This window comes from Streptomyces sp. HNM0574, assembly GCF_012726235.1.
Taxonomy (GTDB): Bacteria; Actinomycetota; Actinomycetes; order Streptomycetales; family Streptomycetaceae; genus Streptomyces.
The window spans coordinates 587,992-612,013 of sequence record NZ_JAASAH010000001.1 but is presented as its reverse complement, the minus strand read 5'-3'; the positions used below and the strand labels follow the sequence as shown (position 1 = coordinate 612,013).

General features: G+C 74.6%; 16 protein-coding genes. 6 read left to right on the top strand and 10 right to left on the bottom strand.

From position 1 onward, the window contains the following. Positions 1 to 558: 558 nt before the first annotated feature. From HCC30_RS02530 to HCC30_RS02515, 4 genes are all read left to right on the top strand, one after another. On the top strand, positions 559 to 1,980 hold the full coding sequence (locus HCC30_RS02530) for a cytosine permease (RefSeq protein WP_346776479.1): 1,422 nt from the start codon (positions 559 to 561) through the stop codon (positions 1,978 to 1,980). 211 nt (positions 1,981 to 2,191) lie between these two features. Further along, complete coding sequence (locus HCC30_RS02525) at positions 2,192 to 3,052, top strand: ABC transporter ATP-binding protein (RefSeq protein ID WP_169440272.1); 861 nt, start codon at positions 2,192 to 2,194, stop codon at positions 3,050 to 3,052. After that, complete coding sequence (locus HCC30_RS02520) at positions 3,049 to 4,038, top strand: iron-siderophore ABC transporter substrate-binding protein (protein WP_169440271.1); 990 nt, start codon at positions 3,049 to 3,051, stop codon at positions 4,036 to 4,038. Before HCC30_RS02525 ends, HCC30_RS02520 begins: the two co-directional genes overlap by 4 nt. Positions 4,039 to 4,042: 4 nt before the next feature. Beyond that, a complete protein-coding gene (locus HCC30_RS02515) occupies positions 4,043 to 6,109 on the top strand; it encodes an iron ABC transporter permease (protein ID WP_169440270.1) in 2,067 nt (688 codons plus the stop codon). 102 nt (positions 6,110 to 6,211) lie between these two features. On the opposite strand, the gene HCC30_RS02510 is transcribed toward HCC30_RS02515, so the two are convergent. The 5 genes from HCC30_RS02510 to HCC30_RS02490 all read right to left on the bottom strand — a co-directional run bounded on the left by HCC30_RS02510 (position 6,212) and on the right by HCC30_RS02490 (position 11,575). Then, positions 6,212 to 6,670, bottom strand: coding sequence for an SPW repeat protein (locus tag HCC30_RS02510; RefSeq protein ID WP_169440269.1), 459 nt, complete (start codon positions 6,668 to 6,670; stop codon positions 6,212 to 6,214). 214 nt (positions 6,671 to 6,884) lie between these two features. Further along, positions 6,885 to 7,712 carry an enoyl-CoA hydratase-related protein gene (locus tag HCC30_RS02505; RefSeq protein ID WP_169440268.1) on the bottom strand — a complete coding sequence of 276 codons (828 nt, stop codon included), beginning with the start codon at positions 7,710 to 7,712 and terminating at the stop codon, positions 6,885 to 6,887. Beyond that, entirely contained in the window at positions 7,709 to 9,838 is a 2,130-nt protein-coding gene (locus HCC30_RS02500; RefSeq protein ID WP_169440267.1) for an acetate--CoA ligase family protein, read from the bottom strand. The genes HCC30_RS02505 and HCC30_RS02500 overlap by 4 nt, the downstream gene beginning before the upstream one ends. Continuing rightward, a complete protein-coding gene (locus HCC30_RS02495) occupies positions 9,838 to 10,998 on the bottom strand; it encodes an acyl-CoA dehydrogenase family protein (protein WP_169440266.1) in 1,161 nt (386 codons plus the stop codon). Before HCC30_RS02495 ends, HCC30_RS02500 begins: the two co-directional genes overlap by 1 nt. Before the next feature lie 10 nt (positions 10,999 to 11,008). Then, the gene (locus HCC30_RS02490; RefSeq protein ID WP_169440265.1) at positions 11,009 to 11,575 is read right to left on the bottom strand and encodes a thioesterase family protein; all 567 of its coding nucleotides are present in this window, start codon (positions 11,573 to 11,575) and stop codon (positions 11,009 to 11,011) included. A 188-nt stretch (positions 11,576 to 11,763) separates the two neighbouring features. On the opposite strand from HCC30_RS02490, the gene HCC30_RS02485 reads away from it, so the two are divergent. Next, positions 11,764 to 12,558, top strand: coding sequence for an IclR family transcriptional regulator (locus HCC30_RS02485; protein ID WP_169440264.1), 795 nt, complete (start codon positions 11,764 to 11,766; stop codon positions 12,556 to 12,558). 124 nt (positions 12,559 to 12,682) lie between these two features. Then, on the top strand, positions 12,683 to 14,521 hold the full coding sequence (locus HCC30_RS02480) for a glycoside hydrolase family 15 protein (protein ID WP_169440263.1): 1,839 nt from the start codon (positions 12,683 to 12,685) through the stop codon (positions 14,519 to 14,521). Here HCC30_RS02480 and HCC30_RS02475 read toward each other — a convergent pair. From HCC30_RS02475 to HCC30_RS02455, 5 genes are all read right to left on the bottom strand, one after another. Then, positions 14,490 to 15,272 carry a class I SAM-dependent methyltransferase gene (locus tag HCC30_RS02475; RefSeq protein ID WP_169440262.1) on the bottom strand — a complete coding sequence of 261 codons (783 nt, stop codon included), beginning with the start codon at positions 15,270 to 15,272 and terminating at the stop codon, positions 14,490 to 14,492. The genes HCC30_RS02480 and HCC30_RS02475 overlap by 32 nt on opposite strands. Then, complete coding sequence (locus tag HCC30_RS02470; protein WP_169440519.1) at positions 15,269 to 19,729, bottom strand: aminotransferase class I/II-fold pyridoxal phosphate-dependent enzyme; 4,461 nt, start codon at positions 19,727 to 19,729, stop codon at positions 15,269 to 15,271. Before HCC30_RS02470 ends, HCC30_RS02475 begins: the two co-directional genes overlap by 4 nt. Positions 19,730 to 19,949: 220 nt before the next feature. Continuing rightward, entirely contained in the window at positions 19,950 to 21,647 is a 1,698-nt protein-coding gene (locus tag HCC30_RS02465; RefSeq protein ID WP_240979254.1) for a right-handed parallel beta-helix repeat-containing protein, read from the bottom strand. 3 nt (positions 21,648 to 21,650) lie between these two features. Next, complete coding sequence (locus tag HCC30_RS02460) at positions 21,651 to 22,625, bottom strand: UDP-glucuronic acid decarboxylase family protein (RefSeq protein WP_169440261.1); 975 nt, start codon at positions 22,623 to 22,625, stop codon at positions 21,651 to 21,653. Next, on the bottom strand, positions 22,622 to 24,022 hold the full coding sequence (locus HCC30_RS02455) for a UDP-glucose/GDP-mannose dehydrogenase family protein (protein WP_169440260.1): 1,401 nt from the start codon (positions 24,020 to 24,022) through the stop codon (positions 22,622 to 22,624). The genes HCC30_RS02460 and HCC30_RS02455 overlap by 4 nt, the downstream gene beginning before the upstream one ends.

Sequence of the window (24,022 nt, the reverse complement as noted above, 5' to 3'; positions counted from 1 at the left end):
CCAGGAACTCACCCCGCGACCCGGGCCCGGAGCCGGTTCCCGGGGTGACGGTGGGGTGGACGGTGCACCGTCCACCCCACCACCCAACGCCACTGCCGCTGCCGTCCGCACCGGCAGTGGCCGTTTGCGTTCGCACCCGGGTACGCGCCGGGTTCCGGACGGGCCCGCGCCGCCCCTCCCCCACTGCCGGCGGCCGCCGCGTCCCGGAGGGTTCCGGCCAGGTTCGGGCACACTGGGCGGAGTGCGCGATCGCGGGCACGTACACCCGTCTCCCGGGGTCGTCACCCCTTGAAAGCGCCTGCGTACGCGGCTGCCGTGGTCTATCACACAAATATGGACCGCAGTCTGCCGTGAGATTCGCAACGCGCGTAGAGTCTCCGCCGACGCGGTGCCGCGCGCCGCCGGATTCCCCAGTCATGCCGCAGGGCACCGTCGCCCCCGTGGACGGAGATCACATTGGCCGAAACTTCGCCTCCCGCAACGCCGCCCGCCGCGGCATCAGGTACCGACGCATCACGTGAGGACGCCGCGGCGTCCAGCGCGGTCGAGACGCGGGGTATCGAGCCGGTTCCCGATGCCGAGCGGCACGGCCGGGTGCGTGAGCTGTTCCCCACCTATGTCGCCGCGAACATCAGCGTGCTGCTGCTGACCATGGGCGCCTCGCTCGTGGTCTTCAACTCGCTGAACTTCTGGCAGGTCGTCGTCGTCGCGGTGATCGCCGCCGCCGTGTCCTTCGGCATGTGCGGCGTGCTGTCGGTGACGGGCAAGTGGGGCGGCGCCCCCGGCCTGCTGCTGTCCCGCGCGACGTTCGGCGTCCGGGGCAACTACTTCCCCGGCATGATCCTGTGGGTCGCCCGCTTCGGCTGGGAGACGATCAACGCCGTCACCGGTGCGTACGCGCTGCTGACGGTGATGCGTCTGCTCTTCGGCATCGAGGCGGGCAAGGTCCTCAGCGGTGTGACGCTGCTGCTCTTCGTCGCGGTCACGTTCTTCGTGAGCGGCATGGGCCGCAAGGTGCTGAACGTCTGCAACAAGTGGGCCACGTACGTCTTCGGTGTCTTCAGCGTGATGGTGCTGGCGTACCTGGTGGTGTCGATGGACTGGGGCGAGATCTTCTCGCAGCCCGCCGGTTCGACGGCCATGATGATCGCCGGTGTCGGCACGATCGCGGCGGGCGGCATCAGCTGGGTGCCCTCGGGCCCCGACTTCGTGCGCTACTTCCCGCACGCGATCCAGGGCCGGAAGATCGTCGGCGCGACCGTCTCCGGTGCCGGTCTGGTCATGGCTCCGATGGTGCTGATGGGCGCCGTGATGGCCTCCCGTACGCCGGACCTCGCCAAGGCGAGCGACCCGGTCGCCTTCCTCGGTGACGTGCTGCCCGCGTGGCTGGCCGTGCCGTACCTGATCACGGCCGTCGTCGGGATGCTGCTGATCAACAGCCTGTCCATGTACTCGGCCGGGTTCACCGCGCAGACCATGGGCGTGAAGCTGCCGCGGCCGCTGGCGGTGAGCGTCAACGCCGTCATCAGCCTCGTCGGCGGACTGTTCATGATGCTGGTGGCGACCAGCTTCATCAGCCAGTTCATCACCTTCCTGACGCTGCTCGCGGTCTCCTTCTCCGCGTGGATCGGCGTGTACGGCATCGACATGCTGCGCCGCTACCGCCGCCCCGTCCGGTACGACACCGAGGCGCTGATGGACACCTCCCCGCGCAGCCGCTACTGGTACAAGGGCGGCTTCTGCTGGCAGGCGATGACCGCGTGGGCGGTGGCCCTGGCCGTCGGCCTGTGCCTGACGAAGGTGGAGTGGTTCACCGGGCCGCTGGCCGACACCTGGCCGGGCAAGCACGGGCTGGGCTGGGCGGCGACGATCGTCATCGCCGCCGTGCTGTACGCGGTGCTGCCGGCTCCGCGGGAGAACGGGGAGCCCGGCGGGCTCGCCAAGGACACGGAGGAGCCGGTGCGGGCCGTCTCCAAGTAGCGGCGCGGGGGTCTCCGGTTCGCCGGTACCCCTGTCCGTGCGTCGTCGGCCGCGCGTGCTCCGTGGCTTGTCGCGCAGTTCCCCGCGCCCCTGTCGGGGCACAACCGCATACGAGTTCCGAGAGGGGCGTCCCGTACGGGGCGCCCCTCTCGCTGTGCGCGGGCGGACCCCCACCGGAAGGGGTGAGTAAGGTTAGGCTAACCTTCTCCGCGTGAATCCCGGTGAAGAGACTCCCCCGCCCGGCCGCCCCCGCGGCCATGAACTGCGGGCCACGGGCGTCACCGTCGCCTACGACGGTGTCGACGTCGTGCACGGCGCGGCGTTGACGCTCCGCCCCCGCGAGGTGACCGTCCTGGTCGGCCCGAACGGCAGCGGCAAGTCGACGCTGCTGCGCACGCTGGCACGGCTCCAGCGCCCCAGGGCCGCCACCCTGCTCGTCGACGAGGACACCGACGGACTCGCGCTGAGCGCGCGGGAGTTCTCCCGCCGGGTCGCCCTGCTGACCCAGGGCCGGGCCGTGCCCGGCGGGCTCACCGTGCGGGACGTCGTCGAGTTCGGCCGCTACCCGTACCGGGGCCGCTGGGGCCGGGCCGATCCGCGCGCCCGGGAAGCGGTGGACCGCGCGCTGGCGCTGACGGGCGTCACCGGGCTCGCCGGACGCGGCGTCGAGCACCTCTCCGGCGGGCAGCTGCAGCGGGTCTGGCTCGCCGGATGCCTCGCACAGGAGACCGGCGTACTGCTCCTGGACGAGCCGACCACCTATCTCGACCTGCGCTACCAGGTCGAACTCCTCGACCTGATCCGTGACTTGGCGGACGACCACGGCATCGCCGTCGGCGCCGTCCTGCACGACCTCGACCAGGCGGCCGCCGTCGCCGACCGGATCGCCCTGCTCCACGACGGGCGGATCGTCGCCGACGGCCTCCCCGAGGACGTCCTCACCGCCGAGCGGCTGACCGCGGCGTACGGCATCCGCGTCGAGGTCGACACCGACCCCCACACCGGCCGGCCGCGCACCCGCGCGGTGGGCCGTCACCACAGCCGAAGCGAAAGGCTCAGTACCACCCCATGAGACGTCTGCTGATATCCCTCGCCGCCGCGACCGCAGCGGCCCTCACCCTGACCTCCTGCGGAACGACCGAACCCGCCGCCGACGAGGGGAAGAAGGCGGCCGGCGGGCCCGTCACCCTCACCGACGCCACCGGCAAGAAGGTGAAGCTCGACGCCCCCGCCGAGAAGGTCGTCGGCACCGAGTGGAACGTCGTGGAGAACCTCGTCTCGCTGGGCGTCGAGCCCGCCGGGGTCGCCGACGTCAAGGGCTACAAGACCTGGGACACCGCGGCGCCGCTGAAGAACGAGCCCGAGGACATCGGCACCCGCGGCGAGCCGAGCGTGGAGACCGTCGCCTCGCTGAAGCCCGATCTGGTCGTCGCCACCACCGACCTCTCCCCCTCCGCCGTGAAGCAACTGCGCAAGGTGGCCCCGGTGCTGACGCTGAAGACCGCCGACGCGGCCGACCCGGTCGGGCGGATGACGAAGAACCTGGACCTCGTCGCCGAGGCCACCGGCACCACCGACCGGGCCGAGAAGCTGACCAAGCGCTTCGAGTCGAAGCTGGCCGACGGCCGCAAGGCGCTCGCCGAGGCGGACCGCGACGGCACCGAGTACGCCTTCGCGGACGGCTACTCCGCCTCCGGGAAGGTCACGATCCGGCCGTTCACCGAGGGCTCCCTGATCGGCGGCGTCAACGAGAAGCTGGGCCTGCGCAACGCCTGGCACGTCAAGGGCGACAAGGTCTACGGCCTCGGCTCCACCGACGTCGAGGGCCTCACCGGGCTCGACGAGGACGTCCACTTCGCCTACATCGGCAACGACGAGCAGAAGAGCGCCACCCCGTTCACCGGCCCGCTGGCCGAGGACAAGGTGTGGACCTCGCTGCCGTTCGTGAAGAAGGGCAATGTGCACCGGCTGCCCGACGGCATCTGGATGTTCGGCGGCCCCGAGTCGATGATCCAGTACGTCGACGCGGTCGTCGCCGAACTGGCCGGGACGAAGTAACTCCATGACCGCCACCGCGACTCCGGCCGCCGCCCGTCCGCCGTCGGTCACGTCCCGCGCGGGCGCGGCCGCGGTGACGGCCGCGGTGGCCCTGCTGGTCGCCGTCCTCGCCGTCGTCGACCTCACCCAGGGCACGGCCGCCGTCGGCGCGCCGGAGGTCTGGAAGGCGCTCACCGGCGGGGCCGCTCCGGGCGACGCGTCCGTCGTCGTCGCCTCCCGGCTGCCGCGGATGGCGGCCGGGCTGTTCGTCGGTGCCGCGCTCGGTACGGCGGGCGCGGCGTTGCAGGCGGTCAGCCGGAACGTTCTCGCCTCGCCCGACACCCTTGCCGTGAACGCGGGTTCGTACCTGGCGCTGGGCGTGGTCGCCGCCACGGGGCTGACGCTTCCGCTGTTCGCCGCCTCGGGTGTGGCGTTCGTGGGCGGGCTCGCGGCGGCGGCCGTCGTACTCGGGCTGTCCGGGCCCGGGGCGGGGACGGTCCGGCTGGTGCTGGCGGGGAGCGCGCTCGCGCTCGGGCTCACCGCCGTCACGCAGGGGCTGCTGCTGCTGTTCCCGCACGAGACGGAGGGCGTGTACGCCTGGAACCAGGGCAGCATCGCGCAGAACGGGTTCGCGTCGGTGGCGTGGATGGCGCCGCTCGGCGCGGTCTGCCTGCTCGGGCTGCTGCTCCTGGCACGGCGGATCGACGCGCTGGCGCTCGGCGACGACGCGGCGCGCGGCCTCGGCGTACCGGTCGCGGCGACGCGGGTCACGGCGGTCGTGCTCGCGGCGCTGCTGTCGGCGGCCGCGGTCACGGTGGCCGGACCGGTCGGTTTCGTGGGGCTGTGCGCGCCCGCGCTGGCGCGGGGCCTGGCCCGGCGGTTCCGCGCCCTGGGCCGGGCCCGGCGCGGTCTGCCGCTGGCGGGGCTCACCGGTGCGGCGCTGGTGCTCGGTTCGGACGTGCTGCTGCGTGCGCTGGTCCCGGCCGATGTGGCGGTGGCGGTGCCGACGGGTGTGGTCACCAGCCTCGTCGGGGCGGTGTTCCTGGTGGTGATGGCCGTCCGGGTACGGGACACCGCGGGTCCTGCGCCCGTCGACCGGCTGCGCATCCGGAGCCGGGCCGCGTTCCTGTGGACGCTGGCTGTGCTGGTGGTGGTGCTGGCCGGGGTGACGGTGGCCGCGCTGCTGCTCGGGGACGCCAAGCTGCTGCTGGGCGATGTGGCCAACTGGGCGCAGGGCAGGGCGGGTCGGAGCGTCGGCTTCGTCCTGGACACCCGGGTGCCGCGGGTGCTGGCGGCGCTCCTCGCGGGGGCTGCGCTGGCGCTGGCGGGGACGCTGGTGCAGGCCGTGACGCGCAACCCGCTGGCGGAGCCGGGCATTCTGGGCGTCTCCAGCGGTGCGGCGCTGGGTGCCGTGTTCCTGGTGACGACGGTGCCGCTGGCCGGTTCGTGGAGCCTGGCGGGCGCGGCGTTCGCGGGGGCCGCGCTGAGTGCGCTGCTGGTGTTCGGGCTGGCGGCGCGGGGCGGGTTCCGGCAGAACCGGCTGGTGCTGGTCGGCTTCGGGGTGGCCAGCGGCGCGGCGGCGCTGATCAGTCTGCTGATCCTGCTCACCGACCCGTTCAACGCGACGAAGGCGCTGACCTGGCTCTCGGGTTCCACCTACGGGCGCACGCTGCCGGACGCGGTGCCGCTGGCGCTGGTCCTCGCGGTGGGGGTGCTCGTCGCGTTCGCGCGGCGCACCGAGCTGGATCTGGTGTCGCTGGACGAGGACACGCCCCGGCTGCTCGGGCTGCGTCTGGCGCGGGGCCGGCTGGGTCTGCTGGCGCTGAGTGTGCTGCTGAGCGCGGCGGCCGTGGCGGCCGCGGGGACGATCGGTTTCGTGGGGCTGGTCGCGCCGCACGCGGCCCGTGCCCTGGTGGGGCGGCAGCACGCCCGGGTGGTGCCGGTGGCGGTGCTGCTCGGGGCGTGCCTGGTGTGCGCGGCGGACCTGGTGGGCCGGACGGTGATCGCGCCGGCCCAGCTCGGCGCGGGGCTGATGACGGCGGTGCTCGGTACGCCGTACTTCCTGTACCTGCTCGTCCGCAGCCGGCGCTGACGCGCGCACGTGGTCCCCCGGTCCTCCGTCATGCGGGAGGGCCGGGGGACCACGGTGTGCTGTCCGCCCCTTCCCGTCGAGTGGGGTTGGTGCCCTGCCGGTTCAGTCGGTGGTGCCGCCGGCGGCCGGGCGACTGCCGCGTCGTGCTGCCACGGCGCAGGCGATGCCCAGGCAGAAGGCGACACCGCCGATGACGATGTTGTTCCAGAGCACACCGGCGTCGGGGCTGGTGCCGACGATCCACGCCGACAGCACCATCCACACGCCCACGGCGCTCATGGCCCAGCTGAGACCGCCCATGCGCTCGGGGGCGATCGTGAAGCCCAGCGCCAGGAGGGCGAGGGCGGCGCCGACGACCAGGTTGTGCGCCACCAGCGGCGGCTGGCTTCCGGTGAAGTGCACGACCCAGGGGGAGACGGCGCAGTACAGGCCGACGAGGAACACCGGTGCTTCGATGAGCGACACTTCCCGCCCACCGAGAATGCGTTCGTGACGGACTCGCATCTCGGACACGTCAGGGTGTCCGGCGAGATCTCCTCTGTGGTGAGAAACCTCGGACATGCGTTTTCGCCTCCTTGGTAGGACATGTCCGCATATCCCTGCGTCATCATTGTGCTCCCATTCGTTCCCCCGCGGTAGTTGTCCCGACCTGCGAGGACTCCGCGGCGGGCCCCGGCCGTCCGGTACGGCGGGCCCCGCGCGCGGCAGCGGGTGACGGCGGGCCCACGGCGCGTGCGCGGCGGGGCCTCGGCACCGCGCGCAGCGGGCCGGCGGCTCAGCTGCCGGTCCAGCGCGGGGTGCGTTTCTCGGCGAAGGCGCGGGGGCCCTCCGCCGCGTCGGCGGACGTCAGCATCGCGGTGTAGCGGGGCAGCTCGCCGGAGCGGAGCCGCGCGTACCCCTCGGCGACGCCCAACTGTCCGGTCTCGCGCAGGACTTCCTTGACGGCGGCGACCGCCAGCGGCGCCCCGGCGGCGATCTCCCGCCCGAGCGCGACGGCCGCGTCCAGCGCCGGCGTGCCGGGCCCCGGCTCGGCGACCCGGTTGACCAGCCCCCACCGGGCGGCCTCGGCCGCGCCCATCCGCCGCCCGGTGAGCAGCAGTTCGGTGGCCACGGCGCGGGGCAGGCGGTGCGGGAGGCGCAGGACGCCGCCGGAGTCGGGGATCATGCCGATGCCGACCTCGGGCAGCGCGAACTCGGCGTGCGCGTCGGCCACGATCAGGTCGGCTGCGAGGGCGAGTTCGAAGCCGCCGCCGAAGGCGAGCCCGTTCACGGCCGCGACGACGGGCTTGTCGAGGGCGAAGAACTCGGTCAGTCCGGCGAAGCCGCCGGGGCCGTGGTCGGCGTCGATGGCCTCGCCGGCGGCCGCGGCCCGCAGGTCCCAGCCGGCGGAGAAGAACCGGTCACCGGCGCCGGTGAGCACGGCGACGCGCAGCGTCTCGTCGTCCCGGAAGGCGCGGAGCGCCTCGTAGAGGGCGTGGCTGGTGGCGGAGTCGACGGCGTTGGCCTTCGGCCGGTCCAGGGTGAGGACGAGGACGCCGTCCCGCACCTCCCGCCGGACGGCCTCCGCGGGCGGGCGAGTGCCGCTGTGTGCCGGTGCGTTCATGGGGTGGTGCCTCCTTGTCGTGGCGGGGGTGCGGGGTGCACGCGGAGGAGGACGTCGGCCGCGACGGCGCCCTGCCCCTCGGGGAGGACGAGGAGCGGGTTGACGTCGAGTTCGGCCACCTCCGGGTGGGTGTCCAGGTAGCCGGCGACGGCCCGGACGGTGTCGACGACGGCGTCCACGTCGCCCGGCGGGCGGCCGCGGAAGCCGCGCAGCACGGGCCACAGGCGCAGCGACTCCAGCGCCTCGGCGATCTGCTCCCGCCCCGTGGGCAGCAGCAACGTCGCCGTGTCCCGGACCAGTTCGACGAGGACGCCGCCGGCGCCGAGGGTGAGCGCGGTCCCGAAGACGGGGTCCCGGTGGGCGCCGACGAGGAGTTCGGCGACGGCGCCGGGCACCATGCGCTCGACCAGGAACCGGCCGGCGAGCCCGGACATCGCCGCCACCGCCTCCCGGACGGCCCCCTCGTCGTCCAGTCCGAGGCGCACTCCCCCGGCGTCGCTCTTGTGCGCGAGCCCGGCCGACAGTGCCTTGACGACGACGGGGAACCCGAGCTCCCGCGCGGCCCGCGCGGCGGCTTCCCCGTTCTCCCGCTCCGTTCCCGGCCCGACGACGCGCCCCTCCGGGACGGGCACCCCGGCGGCCGCCAACTCCCGTTTCCCGGCGGCCTCGTCGAGCGTTCCGGCGGCGGGGCCCGGGCCCGTCGCCCGGGGTGACGGGCCCGGGGCGGGGGTGCCGTCGAGCCGGGCGCGGGCCCGGCCCGTGGCGTGGGCGGCGGCGACGGCGCGGAGGCAGTCGGCGATGCCCTGCATGGGGGCGATGCCCGCGGCGAGCAGCAGGCCGGCGGCGTCCTCGGGGACGCCCTCGGGCAGGGAGCTGACGACGCAGGCGGGTGCGCCGGTGGACTCCCCGGCCGCGGCGAAGGCGCGGAGGGTCGTCGTCCAGGCGTCGTCGGCGCAGCGGTCGGTGCGGGGCAGGTCGAGCAGGAGGAGGTGCATGTCGTGCCCGGGGGCGGACAGCAGGGCCTCGAAGCAGGCGCGCTGTGCGGCGAAGTCGCCCCAGATGGCGGTCTGGTAGTCGAGCGGGTTGTGCAGGTGGACCCGTTCGCCCAGCACCCCGCGCAGCCGGCGCGCCGTCTCCTCGGGCAGCGGCGGCAGGTCGACGCCGTGCCGTTCGGCGGTGTCGGCGACGAGTGCCGCCTCGCCGCCGGAGCAGCTCGCGGAGACGATCCGGGCCCGCCTGCCGCCGGCCGGTTCGAGGGGCCCGTGGACGTGCAGCAGTTTGAGCGTCTCGACGAAGGTGGCCACGTCGTGCACCCGTGCCGCGCCGGTGTCCCGGAACAGCGCGTCGCACAGCACGTCGGAGCCGGCGAGGGAGCTGGTGTGGCTGAGGTTGGCCCGCGCCCCGAGCTCTGAGGTGCCGGTCTTGAGGACGACGACGGGCACCCCGCGGCGGAGTGCGGCGCGGGCGGCGCGGGCGAAGCCGGCCGCGTCGGCGATGCCCTCCAGGTGGAGGCCGATCGCGGTGACGCGCGGGTCGTCCAGCAGCGCTTCGACGATCTCGGGGACGCCGGTCACCGCGCCGTTCCCCGCGGTGACCACGCAGGCCAGCGGGAGGGAGCGGCGCTGCATGGTGATGTTCTGGCCGATGTTGCCGCTCTGTGTGACGACGGCGACGCCCCGTTCGGTGCGGGTGCCGCCGTGCTGGTCGGCCCAGAGTGCCGTGCCGTCCAGGTAGTTGAGGACGCCGATGCAGTTGGGACCGATGACGGGCATGCCGTCGGCGGCCGCGCGCAGCCGTGCCTCGCGGTCGGCGCCGGAGGGCCCTTCCTCGGCGAAGCCGGCGGCGTGGCAGACGGCGCCGCCGGCGCCCCGCGCGGCCAGCTGCCGCACGATGCCGACGCTGGCCTCGGCGGGGACGGCGAGGAACGCGGCGTCCGGCGGTTCGGGCAGGGCTTCGGTGCCGGGGTGGCAGGGCAGTCCGGCGAGGGTCTCGCGGCGGGGGTTGACGGGCCAGAGTTGCCCGTCGTAGCCGAGGTCGCGGCAGCGGCGTACGGCCTCGGCCGCCGCGTCCCCGCCGTACAGGGCGATGTGGCGGGGGGCGAGGAGGCGTGCCAGGCGGCCGCCCATCAGGACCCCAGGGGGCGCAGCAGGGAGCGGGAGATGATGTGCCGCTGGATCTCGCTGGTGCCGTCCCAGATGCGTTCGACGCGGGCGTCGCGCCAGTAGCGCTCGATCGGGAGCTCCTCCATCAGGCCCATGCCGCCGAAGGTCTGGAGTGCCTGGTCGGTGATGCGGCCGAGGGCCTCGGAGGCGTACAGCTTGGCCATGGCCGCGTCCCGGTCGGTCATGGTGCCCCGGTCCTGTTTCCAGGCGGCGCGGAGGGTGAGGAGTTCGGCGGCCTCCAGTTCGGTGGCCAGGTCGGCGAGGGGGAAGGCGACGCCCTGGAAGCGGCCGACGGGCTGCCCGAACTGCCGCCGCTCGGCGGCCCATTGGAGGGTGAGGTCGAGGACGCGGCGGGCCCGGCCGACGCTGGTGGCCGCGACCTGGAGCCTGCTGGCGCCCAGCCACTCCCCCATCAGCTCGAAGCCGCGCCCTTCCTCGCCGAGCCGGGCGCGGGCGGGCAGGCGGCAGCCGGTGAAGGCGATCTCGCACTGGTGGTAGCCGCGGTGGGAGACGCAGCCCGAGCCGCGGCGGACGGTGACGCCGGGTGCGTCGAGGTCGACGAGGAAGGCGGTGATGAGGTTCTGGGGGCCGCGTGCGGTGTCCTCGGTGCCGGTGGCGGCGAAGACGACGGCGAAGTCGGCCATGTCGGCGTGCGAGATGAAGTGTTTGGTGCCGTCGAGGACGTAGTCCTCGCCGTCCCGCACGGCGCGGGTCCGCATCGAGCGGATGTCGGAGCCGGCGCCGGGCTCGGTCATGGCGAGGCAGTCGTGCCGTTCGCCGCGGACGGTGGGCAGCAGGTAGCGGGTGCGCTGTTCGCCCTCGCAGGCCTGGAGGATGTTGCTGGGGCGGGCGACGAGCATCTGCAACGCGAAGGAGGTCTTGCCCAGTTCGCGTTCGACGAGGGTCATGCTGACGGCGTCGAGTCCGCCGCCGCCGATCTCCTCGGGCATGTTGGCCGCGTACAGGCCCGCGTCGAGGGCCTTCTTCCGGATGGCGGCGGCGAGTTCGGGCGGCACCTCGTCGAGGCGTTCGACCTCGTCGGCGTGCGGGTCGAGTTCGGTGGTGACGAAGCGGGCGACGGTGTCGGCGATCATCCGCTGTTCGTCGGTCGGTGCGAAGTCCATGCGGGTCTCCTCAGCGGTTCCGGGGTGCGGGGTTGCGGGGGATGCCCATGCGGCGGCCCGCCTCCTCGGGCGGGGGCAGCACGGCGTGCGCGGCCAGGACGGTCTCCAGGCGGGCCCGGAGGGGGCCGGGCAGCGGTGCCGCCCGGCCCGCCGCGGTGTCGACGTGCAGCAGGAGCTGTTCTGCGGTGGCGAGCAGGGTGCCGTCGGCGGCGTGCCGCATGGTGTGGAAGAGGTGGACGCGTTTGGCGTCGACGTCGAGCAACTGGAGGGTCAGCCGCAGGGGTTCGCCCTCGGCGGCCTCGCGGCGGTTGATCAGGTGGGTCTCGGCGGTGTAGAGCGAACCGCCGGCGGCCCGGTACTCCTCGCCGATGCCGAGGTAGCGGAAGAAGGCGTCGGAGTTGTCGCCGAAGACGCGCAGGTAGCAGGACTCGCTCAGGTGCCCGTTGTAGTCCGTCCACTCCGGGCGTACCGGAGTGCTGTGCAGTTCCAGCGGCGCCGGTACCGGCGCCGTCTCGTCCCACGTCCGGTGGCCGGTCCCCTCGTACGGGGTGACCACCCGTGTCCTGTGCTCAGCCATGTGCCCCACCTGGTTCGGGTGCGTGCGGTTCCCGGCATCCGGCCCATCGCATAATGTGCGACGGCCGTTCACCATGCGAGCCGTGACCGTACGAGGGTGGCTCGTGACGCGTCAAGGGCGCGGTCGGCGGCCCGGCGCGGGCCGACTACGCTGCGGGCAGCGCACGAGCACGGCAGGAGGCAGCACGGATGGACGCGGCACAGGTGCCGGACGACACACGCGCCGGCACCACGGGAGGCGGCAGGGTGCAGGCGCTGGAGCGGGCGATCGCCCTGCTCAACGCCGTGTCCGAGAGCGCGCCCGACGGCCGCCCCGTCGCCGAACTCGCCACCTCCTGCGGCCTGAACCGGGCCACCGCCTGGCGGCTCCTGGCCACCCTCGAACACCACGGACTCGTCACCCGCGACCCCGTCGCGAACCGCTACACCATCGGCTCCGCGATCAGCCGCATGGCCTCGACGGCGGGCACCGAGACCCTCGTACGCCGCGCGCACGACGTGCTCCAGGGCCTGTGCCACGACACCGGCGAGACCGCCAACCTCGCCGTCGCGCAGCGGCTCGGGCTCACCTACGTCGACGAGGTCGTCCCGCCCGCCGTGCTCACCGCGCGCTGGCTGGGCCGCCAGGTCCCCATCCACGCCACCTCGGCCGGGAAGGCCCTGCTGGCCTGGCAGACCCCGGAGCAGGTCGAGGCGCTGCTGTCCGGCCCGCTGGACGAGTACACCGCGACCACCCGCACCGACCGCGGCGCCCTGCACGCCGAACTGGCCGAGGTCCGCGCGCGCGGCTACAGCGTCAGCCGCGGCGAACTGGAGCCCCAGCTCTACGGGGTGGCCGCGCCCGTGCTCGACGGCACCGGGCAGCCCGTCGCCGTGGTGAGCGTCTGGGGCCCGCGCGACCGCGTCCCCGAGAGCCGCTTCGCCGCGCTCGGCGAGGCCGCCGTCGACGCCGCCGCCACCATCCGCGCCCGCCTCACCCCCTGACGGGCCCGGCCCCAACCCCGGCCGCGCGGCCGGGAATTCCGGGCCTCCCTTTCCCCGTGCCCGGCCCGCCGGGGCGCTTTACCATGGAATCAGCGGCATTGCGCACCACAGCGTTTCTTCGATCATGAACGCCAAAATCGAGGACTACGCACTCATCGGCGACATGGAAACCGCGGCTCTCGTCGGCAAGGACGGATCCGTCGACTGGCTGTGTCTGCCGCGCTTCGATTCCCCCGCCTGTTTCGCCGCGCTGCTCGGCACCGCACGCAACGGCTTCTGGAGAATCGCCCCCGCCGGCGCCGGACGGTGCCACCACCGCTCCTACCGGGGCGACACCCTGGTCCTCGACACCGTCTGGGAAACCCCCGAAGGCACCGTCCGCGTCACCGACTTCATGCCGCCGCGCACCCGTTTCCCCTGCCTCGTACGGATCGTCGAGGGCCTTTCCGGGACGGTGTCGCTGCGCAGCGAACTGGCGCCCAGATTCCACCAGGGACGGATCGTTCCCTGGATACGGAGAGTGGACGACTGCGCCGTCGCCGTCGCCGGGCCCGACGCAATCTGGCTCCGCGCGGAATTCCCGGAGAGCGCCGTCCCGGCGGAATTCCCGCACGCGTTCCCGGGCGGGGAACAGTGCGTGCTCAGCTTCACCGTCCCGGCCGGGCGGCGGGTCGCGCTCCGGGCCGCCTGGTCGCCCTCGCACCTCGGCACCCCGCCCGCGCCGCTGGCCGTGCCCGCCGCGACGGCGCTGAAGGAGACCGACGGCTTCTGGCGGCACTGGTCGGCCCGTTGCCGCTACGAGGGCCCCTGGCGGGACGCGGTCGTGCGCTCCCTGGTGACGCTGAAGGCGCTCACCTACGCGCCGACCGGCGGCATCGTCGCCGCGCCCACCACCTCGCTGCCCGAGGACCCCGGCGGCGGCCGCAACCGGGACCACCGGCACTGCTGGCTGCGGGACTCCGCCCAGACGCTGTCCTGCCTGCTCCGCAGCGGCTACCGCGAGGAGGCCACCGCCTGGCTGGACTGGCTGCTCCGGGCCATCGCGGGCGACCCCGCGCGGCTCCAGTCGGTGTACGGCGTCAGCGGGGAGCGGCGGATGCGGGAGACCGAGGCGCCCTGGCTGCCCGGCTACGAGGACTCCCGCCCGGTCCGCTTCGGCAGCCCCGCCGAGGGCCGCTGCGGTCTGGAGGTCTACGGCGAGATCCTCGACACCCTCTACCTGTCGCTGCGCGCCGGGATTCCCCTCCCGGCCCACCTGTGGACCCTGACCAACGCGCTGATGGACCGGCTGCGCACCCACTGGCGGGAGGCGGACCGGGGCCCGTGGGGCACGCGCGGCCCCGAGCGGCAGTACACGCACTCCAAGGTGATGGTCTGGGTCGCCGCCGACCGCGCGCTGCGGCTGGGCGAACTCCTCGGCCGGAACGGCTCGTCGGCACAGTGGCGGGCGCTGCGGGACGCCGTGCACCGCCAGGTGTGCCGGGAGGGCTGGGACCCGCAGCAGGGCACCTTCGTGCGGAGCTACGGCTCGCGGGACGTGGACGCCTCCGCCCTGCTGCTCCCCGCGCTCGGCTTCCTGCCCGCCGGCGACCCCCGCGTCCGCGGCACCGTCCGCGCCCTGCACGCCCTGGACCACGACGGCTTCACCCGCCGGTACACGGGCGACGGGTCGGACGGGGCGCCCGGGGCGGGCGTGTTCGTCCCGTGCTCGCTGTGGTCGGCGGACGCGGCGGCGGCGACCGGCTCGCCCGAGGAGGCGCGGGAGCGGTTCGAGCGGGTCCTCGGCGTCCGGAACGACGTCGGGCTGCTGGCCGGGCAGTGGGACCCGGAGCGGCGGCGGCACCTGGGGAACGCGCCCCGCGCGGCGAGCCACATCGCCCTGGTGGAGACGGCGTTCGCGCTGCGCAGCGCGGAGGCGGGCCCGGCGCCGGTCACCCCGGGCCGCCGGCCCGGACCGCGCTGAGGCACACCATGCCGGTGTGCCCGTAGTCGGGCAGTGTGGGGTCGGCGGCGATCCGGGTGACGGCGAGATGCCGCGTGTGCGGGCCGAACACCTCGACGAGCAGCGCCGGTCGCACGGGGCAGCCGGGCCAGACGGTGGCGCGGCCCACCCGGTAGGTGGGCATGTTCTCCATGAACGCGGCGACCAGCCGGCCGCCGGGGACGACGGAGCGGACGAAGCCCCGGCACAGGGCGGCGAACTCGCCGAAGTCCTCGGTGACGCCCTCCGCGACGAAGTTCATCGAGGCCAGCCCGTACGTTCCGGGCGGCACCCGCCGTACGTCCGCGTGCACCACCCGTACCCGGGCCAGGGCTTCCTCCAGCGAGGGCGGCACCGCCGGGTTCAGCTCCCGGCACAGGGCGTGGAAGGGCCGCCAGCTGTCCTCGGGCCCGTGCGCGAGCTGCCGCCGCAGATAGGCGACGTTGGCCGCGCCCGCCTCGACGGCGTCCACCCGCCGGGCCGCGGCCGAGGCGAGCACCAGCGGGTACAGGTTGGGTCCGGCGCCGAACTCGACGGCGCGGCCCACGCGTCCCGGCCCGATCCGGCGGCAGACGGCGGAGTGGTGGGCGATCACCGCGGCGTCGCAGGGGTGCACCTCGCGGTAGTTCTCGGCCAGGTACTCCTCGACGGGCCAGCCGTCCCAGTCCACGTCGTCGTTGCGCGTCACGCGGCCGTCCGCGCGTCCCGCCCTCCGGTCCTCGCGGTGCGTCATGCGCCTCGGCTCCCCCGGGGCATCGGGAAGCGGTCGCACAGGGCGGTGACGGCGGTGTTGAGGCGGTCGATGTCCGCGTCGGTGTTGAGCGCGGTGAGCTGGACGCGGAAGCCGACCCGGTCGCGCGGCACCAGCGGGTAGGCGGCGAGCGTGACGTAGATGCCGCGGTCCCACAGGAAGGCGGCGACCGCGTCCAGGTCCTCGGCCCGGCCCAACGGGATCTCCACGATGGGCAGTCCGTCCCGGTTCAGGGTGCGCAGCCCCAGCTGCCGGGTGTGGTCCAGGACGCGGGCCGTCTTGCGGTGCAGCTCGGCGCGGACGGCGTCGCCGCGCCGCTCGTTGACCTCCAGCCCGGCCAGCGCGGTGGCCAGCGAGGCCGTCGGGGACGGTCCCGAGTACAGGTACGGCGCGGCCGCCGTCTTCAGCCGGTTCTTCAGCCCCGTGGGCAGCGCGAGGAAGGCGAGCAGCGAGGAGTACGCCTTGGAGAACCCGCCGACGAGCACGATCTGGTCGTAGCTCTCGCCGGTGTGCCGGACGATCCCGTTGCCGTAACTGCCGTACGGGCAGGGCTCGTCGGGGCCGCGCTCCCCGATCACGCCGAAGCCGTGCGTGTCGTCGACGTACAGCGTCGCGCCAGCGGCGCGGCACACGCGGGCCAGCGCGGGGAGGTCGGTGACGTTGCCGCTCATGCTGTTCACGCCGTCCACGCAGACCAGGCGCGGGGCGCCGGGCGGCAGCTCGGCGAGCATCGCGCCGAGGTCGCCGGGCGCCTCGGCGTGGAACCGGTGCAGGGTGGCGCCCCTGCCGCGGGCCACCACGCAGCCGTCGTACACCGTGCGGTGCGCCGTGGCCTCGACGAACACGTCGCCCGCGCCCGCGAGTACAGGGATGACGGAGGTGTGGATGAGGGTGGCCGTCGGCAGCAGCAGGGTGTCCGGGGCGCGCAGCAGCGCCGCCAGCCGCTCCTCGATGTCCGGGTACAGGCGCGGGCTGCCCAGCAGCCTGGACCAGCTGGGGTGGGTGCCCCAGCGGCGCACGGCGGGCGGGATGGCGTCCATGATCTCCGGGTCGTGGTCGAAGCCCAGGTAGTTGCAGGAGGCGAAGTCGACCAGCCAGTGGTCGCCGCTGCGGATGTGCCGGCCGTCGACCTCGTCCAGCACCGCGTCCGTCATCGGGCTGGTCCGCCGCAGCCGCTCCAGGTCGGCGGCCCGCGCCCCGGCCCAGGACGGCCCGGCGGGCGGGGTGACGGGCGGCGCCTGCGGGGACGGGGCGGGGTGGCCGGGGGGCGGGGCGGCGCGTGGGGCGGGGGCGGGGCGCGCGCGGGTGGGGTGGTGGCCGTCGGCGCCGCGCAGGAGGCGGGTGCCCTGGTCGGCGGTCATCGGGCGGGCGAAGAGGTAGCCCTGGCCGAAGCGGCAGCCCATGTCCCGCAGCAGGTCCCGCTGTTCGACGCTCTCGACGCCCTCGGCGATGACCTGGAGGCCCAGCCGGTCGGCGAGGTTCACGATGCCCTCGACCAGGGCCGCCTGGTGGTCGCCGCTGTGCACGTCGTCGATGAACCCCTTGTCGATCTTCACCACGTCGACCGGGAGTTCGCGCAGGTAGCGGAGCGAGGAGAAGCCCGTGCCGAAGTCGTCCACGGCGATCCGCACCCCGAGGCTCTTCAGCTCCCGCATCACGGTCAGCAGATCGGTGTCGCTGCGCATCAGCACCGACTCGGTCAGCTCCAGTTGCAGCGACCCGGGCGCGAGCCCCGCGTGCGCGAGGACCCCGCGCACCTCGTCCAGGAACCCCGCGTCCCGGAACTGCGGCGCCGAGACGTTCACGCTGACGTACGGGACGCGGGGCGGGGACGGGCCGCCGTCGGGGCCGGCCGGTCCGGACCGCTGGAGTTCGGCGCCGTCGGCCGCCGCGTGCCGCAGCACCCAGATGCCGAGCGGCGTGATCTGGCCGGTCTCCTCGGCGAGGCCGATGAACTGCTGGGGCGGCACCAGGCCGCGCCGGGGGTGCCGCCAGCGCGCCAGTGCCTCGAAGCCCACCACCTCGTCGCCGTCCGCCATGTCGACCACCGGCTGGTAGCGCAGCGTCAGTTCGTCCTCGGTGAGGGCCCGGCTCAGGCCCGCCTGGAGGTCGTGCCGCTCCAGCATCCGCACCCGCAGCCGCGGCCGGAAGCGGCACCACTGGCGCTTGCCCGCCGACTTGGCCGCGTACAGCGCCAGATCGGCGTGGCTGAGCAGCTCCTCGACGCCCGTGCTGTCCCGCACCGTCGCGACGCCGACGCTGGCCGAGACGTCGACCGAGCCGCCGGGCAGCCGGAACGGGCGGCCCAGCGCGTGCACCAGCTCGGCGGCGAGGAGTTCCGCGTCGGCGGGCTCCCGGGCGCCCTCCATCAGGACGGCGAACTCGTCGCCGCCCAGCCGGGCCGCGGTGTCCGTGGCGCGCAGCGCGCCGGACAGCCGCTCGCCGACGGCGGTGAGCAGCTGGTCCCCGACCCAGTGCCCCATGGTGTCGTTGACCAGCTTGAAGTCGTCCAGGTCGAGGAAGAGCACGCAGGCCGTGGTGCCCTCGCGGCGGCCGCGCAGCAGGGCGCGTTCGATGCGCTCCATCAGCAGCGTGCGGTTGGGCAGTCCGGTCAGCGGGTCGTGGAAGGCGCGCTGGGTCAGTTCCTGTTCCAGGCGCCGCTGTTCGGTCACGTCCCGCAGGGTGACGACGACGCCGCGCACGGTGGGGTCGTGCCGCAGGTCGCTGCACCGCACCGCGACCTCGATGGCCCCGCCCTCCCGCGGCACCCACCAGTGGTCCTGGGCGTCCGGGCGTTCGCCGCCGCGCATCGACGCCAGGGTCTGCCCGACCCGTTCCCGGTCCCGGGCGTCGACCAGCCCGGGCAGCGGCTCCCCGGCGACGGCGGCCTCGCCGAACACGGCCCGCGCCGACGGTGTCACGTACCGGACGGTGTCGTCGTCGTCCACGATCAGGATCACGTCCGAGGCGTTGCGGACCAGCGTCCGGAAGTACGCCTCGCTCTCCTGCCGGATGATCTCCTGCCGGAGGGCGATGCGTTCGGCGGCCAGGCCCGCGTGCGAGGCGAGGATCTCCAGCGAGTGCCGCGTCTCGGCGAGGTGCCGCTCGGGCCCGGCGACGAGCAGCAGCCCGGCGGGCCGGTCGGGCCGGTCGGGGCGCACCATCGGGCACACCAGCACGGTGGGCAGCCCGTCGAGCGGGCCGGTCAGCTCCGGGTCGAGCGCGGTGCGGGGCAGCAGCCGGGTACGGGGCGGCGGCGCGGTGCCGTGCGCGGCGGTCTCCGAGGCACCGGTCTCCGAGGCGCCGGGGGAGGACGGGGGCTCGTCCGGCGGGGCGGTCGCGGTGTGGAGGGCCTCGGCGCGCTCCGCCGGGACCAGGACGGTGCGGTGCGGGACGCGGCGGCCGAACAGCGTGTCGACCGCCGTCTCGCAGCAGCGGGTGATCTGCTCCGGGCGTGCCGCGGCCACCAGCGAGGTGGCGGCCGTGCGCAGCGCCAGCTCCCGGGCCACGGCCTGGCGGTGGGCCATGACCATGCCGGTGAGCCGCAGGATGACCAGCAGGAACAGCGCCCCCGAGAACACCGCGATCACCGCCGCGTCCCGCGGGCTGCCGCGCGCCGCCTCGACGAGCAGGATGCCGGGCGCGATCAGGGTGGCGAGCGCGAGCAGCGGCAGCCGCCGGGCCGGCGCGAGCAGCGGCGCCTGGCGGGGCGCGCGGGCCGTGAGCCGGGTCATCGACGGGTGCAGCGCGGCCAGGCCCCAGGCGACGTAGAACACCACCCAGCCGGAGTCGAGCAGCGTGCCCGCCTGCCAGTCCCCGGTGAGCTGGAGCATCCCGTAGGCGATGTCGAAGCCGAGCAGGGTCAGGGTGCCGACGGCGAGCAGGCGTACGGCCGGGATGCGTCCGGTGGCGGCGGTGCCGGGGGTGACGAGGCGGACCAGCAGCGCCAGGACGAGGACGTCGCCGAGCGGGTAGGCGATGCTGACCGCGCGCTGCTCCCAGCTGAGCCCCGCGACCTGGGTGAGCGGCTGGACGAGGAGCACCCACACGGGCAGCGCGAGCGCCCCCGTGAAGATCAGCGCGTCGAGCAGCCCGGGCAGGTCCCGGCCGACCCACCGGTAGCGGGAGAGCCCGAACAGGCCGGCGGCGAACAGGAGATACGTCGAGAGGTACAGCGCGTCCGAGAGGGAGGGGAACGGGTTCGACGCGGCGAAGTACGTCTCCAGCACGTTGTAGTACGTGTCGCCCGCGGCGAAGGTGAGCAGTCCCCCGGCCAGCGCCCACCAGGGCCAGCGGTGCGCGGGCCGGTGCAGCCGGACGCCGGTCACGACGGCGGCGGCGCCGCCCAGTCCGAGCAGCGCCCACAGCGGGGCGCGCAGTGCGGGGAGCGTCATGTACAGGCAGGTGACGGCGGCGGACAGCGCCAGGTAGGCGGCCATGAGCCGGGGCGCGCCGGGTGCCGTGAGCCGTTGTGCGCGGTGCAAGGGCGACCGCCTCCTCGGTGCGGACACCGTCGCCGCCGGCCACGTGCCGCGCGGGCCATGCCGACTTCGATCGTAGGCACGGCCGCCGGCGGCCCGCATGTCGGCCGGGCGGCCCCGCTGCCGCTGCCGCCGCGCGGTCCCGAACTCCCGGCGCGTGCGGGGTGGTTGTGCGCTCTCAGTCCTCGGGCTCGGGGACGGCGGCGCCGACGGGCGGGGGTGTGCCGACGTGGTTCCCGAAGTAGTCCTCGTCCCCGGGCGAGATGCCGAAGCGGTCGCTCAGGTCGAGGCCCTTGCCCGCGAGGGCGTCGCAGTCGGGGACGACGGAGGGCGCGTCGCCGGTGGAGTCGATCACGGGGAGGTCGCCGCCCGCGAGGCAGGGGCCCGTGGTGCCGCCGGTGGACCGGTCGCCGTCCCGTTCCTGGCCGGTTCCGGAGCGCCAGGAGCCGAGCCCGGAGTAGGACGTGCCGCCCCAGTCGAAGGAGGGCTCCGAGTCGCCGCCCGCCACGCGGTAGTTGTTGCCCTGGAAGACGACGTGTCCGCGGTCCAGCCCCCGTTCGGCGTTGACCGTCGGCGCGTTCTCGGTGACGAACAGGTTGTTGCGGAAGCTGACGCCCCGCTCGCCGTCCTGGAGCCGGACGGCGGGGGCGGTGCCGTTCGGGGACTCCGGCATGATCACCGTGTTCTGGTAGACGGCGAGATCGCGGATGTCCTTGCCGTGCACGGACAGGCCGCCGTTGCGGGCCAGCTTGCGCCCGTCGTCCGAACTCACGTTGTAGCGGATGGTGTTGTCCTTGTGCGCGCCGTTCGCCGTGTTCGTGTACGCGTAGTAGCCGGGGCCGTCGTTGCCGAACGCCAGGTTGTACTGGACGGTCGAGTCGGACACGCTCGAATCGAGGCCGAACCCGGCGCCGTCCACCGAGGACCCGGTGTGGTTGCGGTACGACCTGTTGTGCTCCAGCACCACCTCGCTCGCGTCGTACGCCCAGATCCCGACCGGCCCGGCGGGCGCCCCGGCGGCCGAGCGGCCGCCGTTGTCGTGGGCGCTGCTGTCCCGGACGGCGGCCTCGCGCACCCCGCCGAGGATGATGCCGTTGCCGCTGTGGGTGTCGTTCTGCTCCGGGTCACCGCGGTTGGCGTAGGTCTCGACGCGTTCGACGGTGACGTCCTCGTGCGCGTACTGCGGGTCACCGGCGTCGAACTCGGGCCCGTAGGTGAGCAGTCCGGAGTCCTTGTTGTCGTGCAGCCGGGAGTCGGTGACGGACACGTCGGCGAAGCCGGTGCCGGCCTTCTCCCCGCCGACCGAGATGCCCACCTTGAAACCGGACACGTCGACGCGGGAGATCCCGATGCCGGACAGCCGGTCGCCGCCGCCCCGGTCGTGGTACGCGTTCACGCCGCCGTCGTCGGTGTAGGAGGACCCGGCACCGTTCAGCTCCAGGTCGCGGATCTGCACCCCGGCGGTGTTGTGCACCGAGACCCCGGGCCCGTCCTCGGCGTCGATCCGGGCGCGGCCCTCGCCGTAGGAGCCGACGACGACGGGCCGGTCCGCGTCGCCCGCCTCGTCCGCCTTGAGCGTGACGGTGCCCGAGAACCGTTCCCCGCCCTTGAGCAGGAGCCGGTCCCCGGGCTCCAGGCCGGTGCGCTCCGCACGGTCGAGGGTGCGCCAGGCGTCACCGGCCGAGGTGCCCTCGTTGTCGTCGTCCCCGTGCGGGCTCACGTAGTAGGTGCGCGAGGGCGAGTAGTGCGGGGTGTCCATGCACGCGGTGCCTCCGGCGAGCAGGGCCGCGGCGGCGAGGGCGGCGGGCGCGCCGCGCCGGAGCCACCGCGGCCACGGCGTCCGGGCCGATCCGTCCATCCGGGCCGCTCCGTTCATCGCTCAGGTCTCCACGGGCGCGCGGGGCACGGCCGCTGCGGCCTGCGCGCGGGGCGCGGGCGCGAACCAGGCGAGGGTGCGGCGCAGGCCCTCCTCCAGCGTGACCCGGGGAGCCCAGCCCAGCTCGTCGTGCGCCCTGGTGATCACGGGCCGGCGGCGGCACGGGTCGTCCACCGGCAGCGGGCCGTGCACGACGGGCGACGGGGAGCGGCTGAGGGCCAGCACCAGCCGGGCCAGGTCGGCGACGGTGTACTCGGCGGGGTTGCCCAGGTTGACGGGCCCGGGGCTGCCGGAGTCGAGCATCGCGACGAGGCCGCGCACCAGGTCGTCGACGTAGCAGAAGCTGCGGGTCTGGCTGCCGTCGCCGTACAGCGTCAGCGGCTCCCCGGCCAGGGCCCGGCAGACGAAGGTCGACACGACGCGGCCGTCCGCCGGGCGCATCCGCGGCCCGTAGGTGTTGAAGATCCGCACGATGCCGACGTCGGCGCCGTGCGTCCTGCGGTAGGCCGCCGAGAGCGCCTCCGCGTACCGCTTGGCCTCGTCGTAGACGCTGCGCGGGCCGACGGGGTTGACGTTGCCCCAGTAGTCCTCGCGCTGCGGGTGGACGGCCGGGTCGCCGTAGACCTCGCTGGTGGAGGCGAGGACGAAGCGGGCGCCGTCGCGGAGTGCGAGCCGCAGCGCGTTCTCGGTGCCGAGGCTGCCCGCGTGCAGCGTCCGCAGCGGCATCCCGTGGTAGTCGGGCGGGGAGGCGGGGCTGGCCAGGTGGGCGACGGCGTCGACGCGGACGGGCAGGTCGCAGGTGCGGCTGACGTCGGCCCGCAGGAGCCGGAAGCCCGGGGTGCGGCGCAGGTGCTCGACGTTGCGGGGGTCGCCGGTGGAGAAGTCGTCCAGGCACCACACCTCGTCGCCGCGGCGCAGCAGCGCCTCGCACAGGTGGGAGCCGAGGAAGCCTCCGCCTCCGGTCACGACGGTTCTCATGACGTCCTCCCGGACGGCGCGGTGAGTGCGGGGGCCGCCGGGCTCCGGTGCGCCGGCGGCTCGTCGACGGCGGCGCCGCCGGTGGTGCGGGGCCCGCTGAGGGGGCGCACGGTCCAGCCGGTGCGGCGCCAGGCGGGGGCGTCCAGGCTGTTGCGGGCGTCCAGGAGCAGCGGGACGCGGACGACGTCCGCGAGCTCCGCCGGGTCGAGCGTGCGGTACTCGGGCCAGGGCGTGAGGTGCAGGACGAGGTCGGCGCCCTCGCAGGCCTTGGTCACGTCCACCGCGTACCCGAGGGCCGGGCTGACGGCCCGCGCGTTGTCCAGCGCCTCCGGGTCGTGCACCCGCACCAGGGCGCCGTGCCGGTGGGCGGCGTCCGCGACGGCCAGCGCGGGCGAGTCCCGTACGTCGTCGCTGCCCGGTTTGAACGCGGCGCCGAGGACGGCGATCCGGCGGCCGGCGAAGGAGCCGCCGAGCAGCTCGCGGGCCAGTTCGAGGGTGCGCTGCCGCTGGCGTGTGTTGATCCGGTCGACCTCGTGCAGGAAGGCCACGGCCGCCCCGGCGCCGATCTCCTCGGCCCGGGCCGCGAAGGCGCGGATGTCCTTGGGGAAGCAGCTCCCTCCGAAGCCGAGCCCCGGCTCCAGGAAGGCGGCGCCGATCCGCGGGTCGGCGCCGACGGCGCGGGCCAGGGTGGCGGCGTCCGCGCCCGCGGTGTCGCAGACCTCGGCCATGGCGTTGATGAAGGAGATCTTGGTGGCGAGGAAGGCGTTCGAGGCCACCTTGACCAGTTCGGCGGTGGCCGGGTCGGTGCTGAAGAACGGCACCCCGTCGCGCAGCATCGGCGCGTACACCTCGCGCAGCACCGCGTCGGCGTACCGGGAGCGGACGCCGACGACGAGCCGTTCGGGGTGCAGGGTGTCGGCGACGGCCGAGCCCTCGCGGAGGAACTCCGGGTTCCAGGCGACCTCGCAGCCGGCCTCGGGGGCGGCGTCGGCGAGCCGGCGGGCGAGCCGGTCGGCGGTGCCGACGGGCACGGTGGACTTGCCCACCACCAGGCTCCCGGGCCGCAGACTGCGCGCCAGCCCGTCGAAGACGGCGTCGACGTGGCGCAGGTCGGCGGCCTGCCCGCCGGAGAGCTGCGGGGTGCCGACGCAGACGAAGTGGAGGCGCGCGAACGCGGCGGCCTCGGCGAGCGAGGTGGTGAACCGCAGCTTCCCGTCGGCGACGGTGCGGGCGAGGAGGGCGTCGAGCCCGGTCTCGCGGAGCGGGGCGCGGCCGGCCGAGAGCGCGGCGACGCGGTCGGGGTCGATGTCGACGCCGAGCACCTCGTGTCCCAGTCCGGCCATGCACGCGGCGTGCACGGTGCCGACATATCCGGTACCGATGACTGTCATACGCAC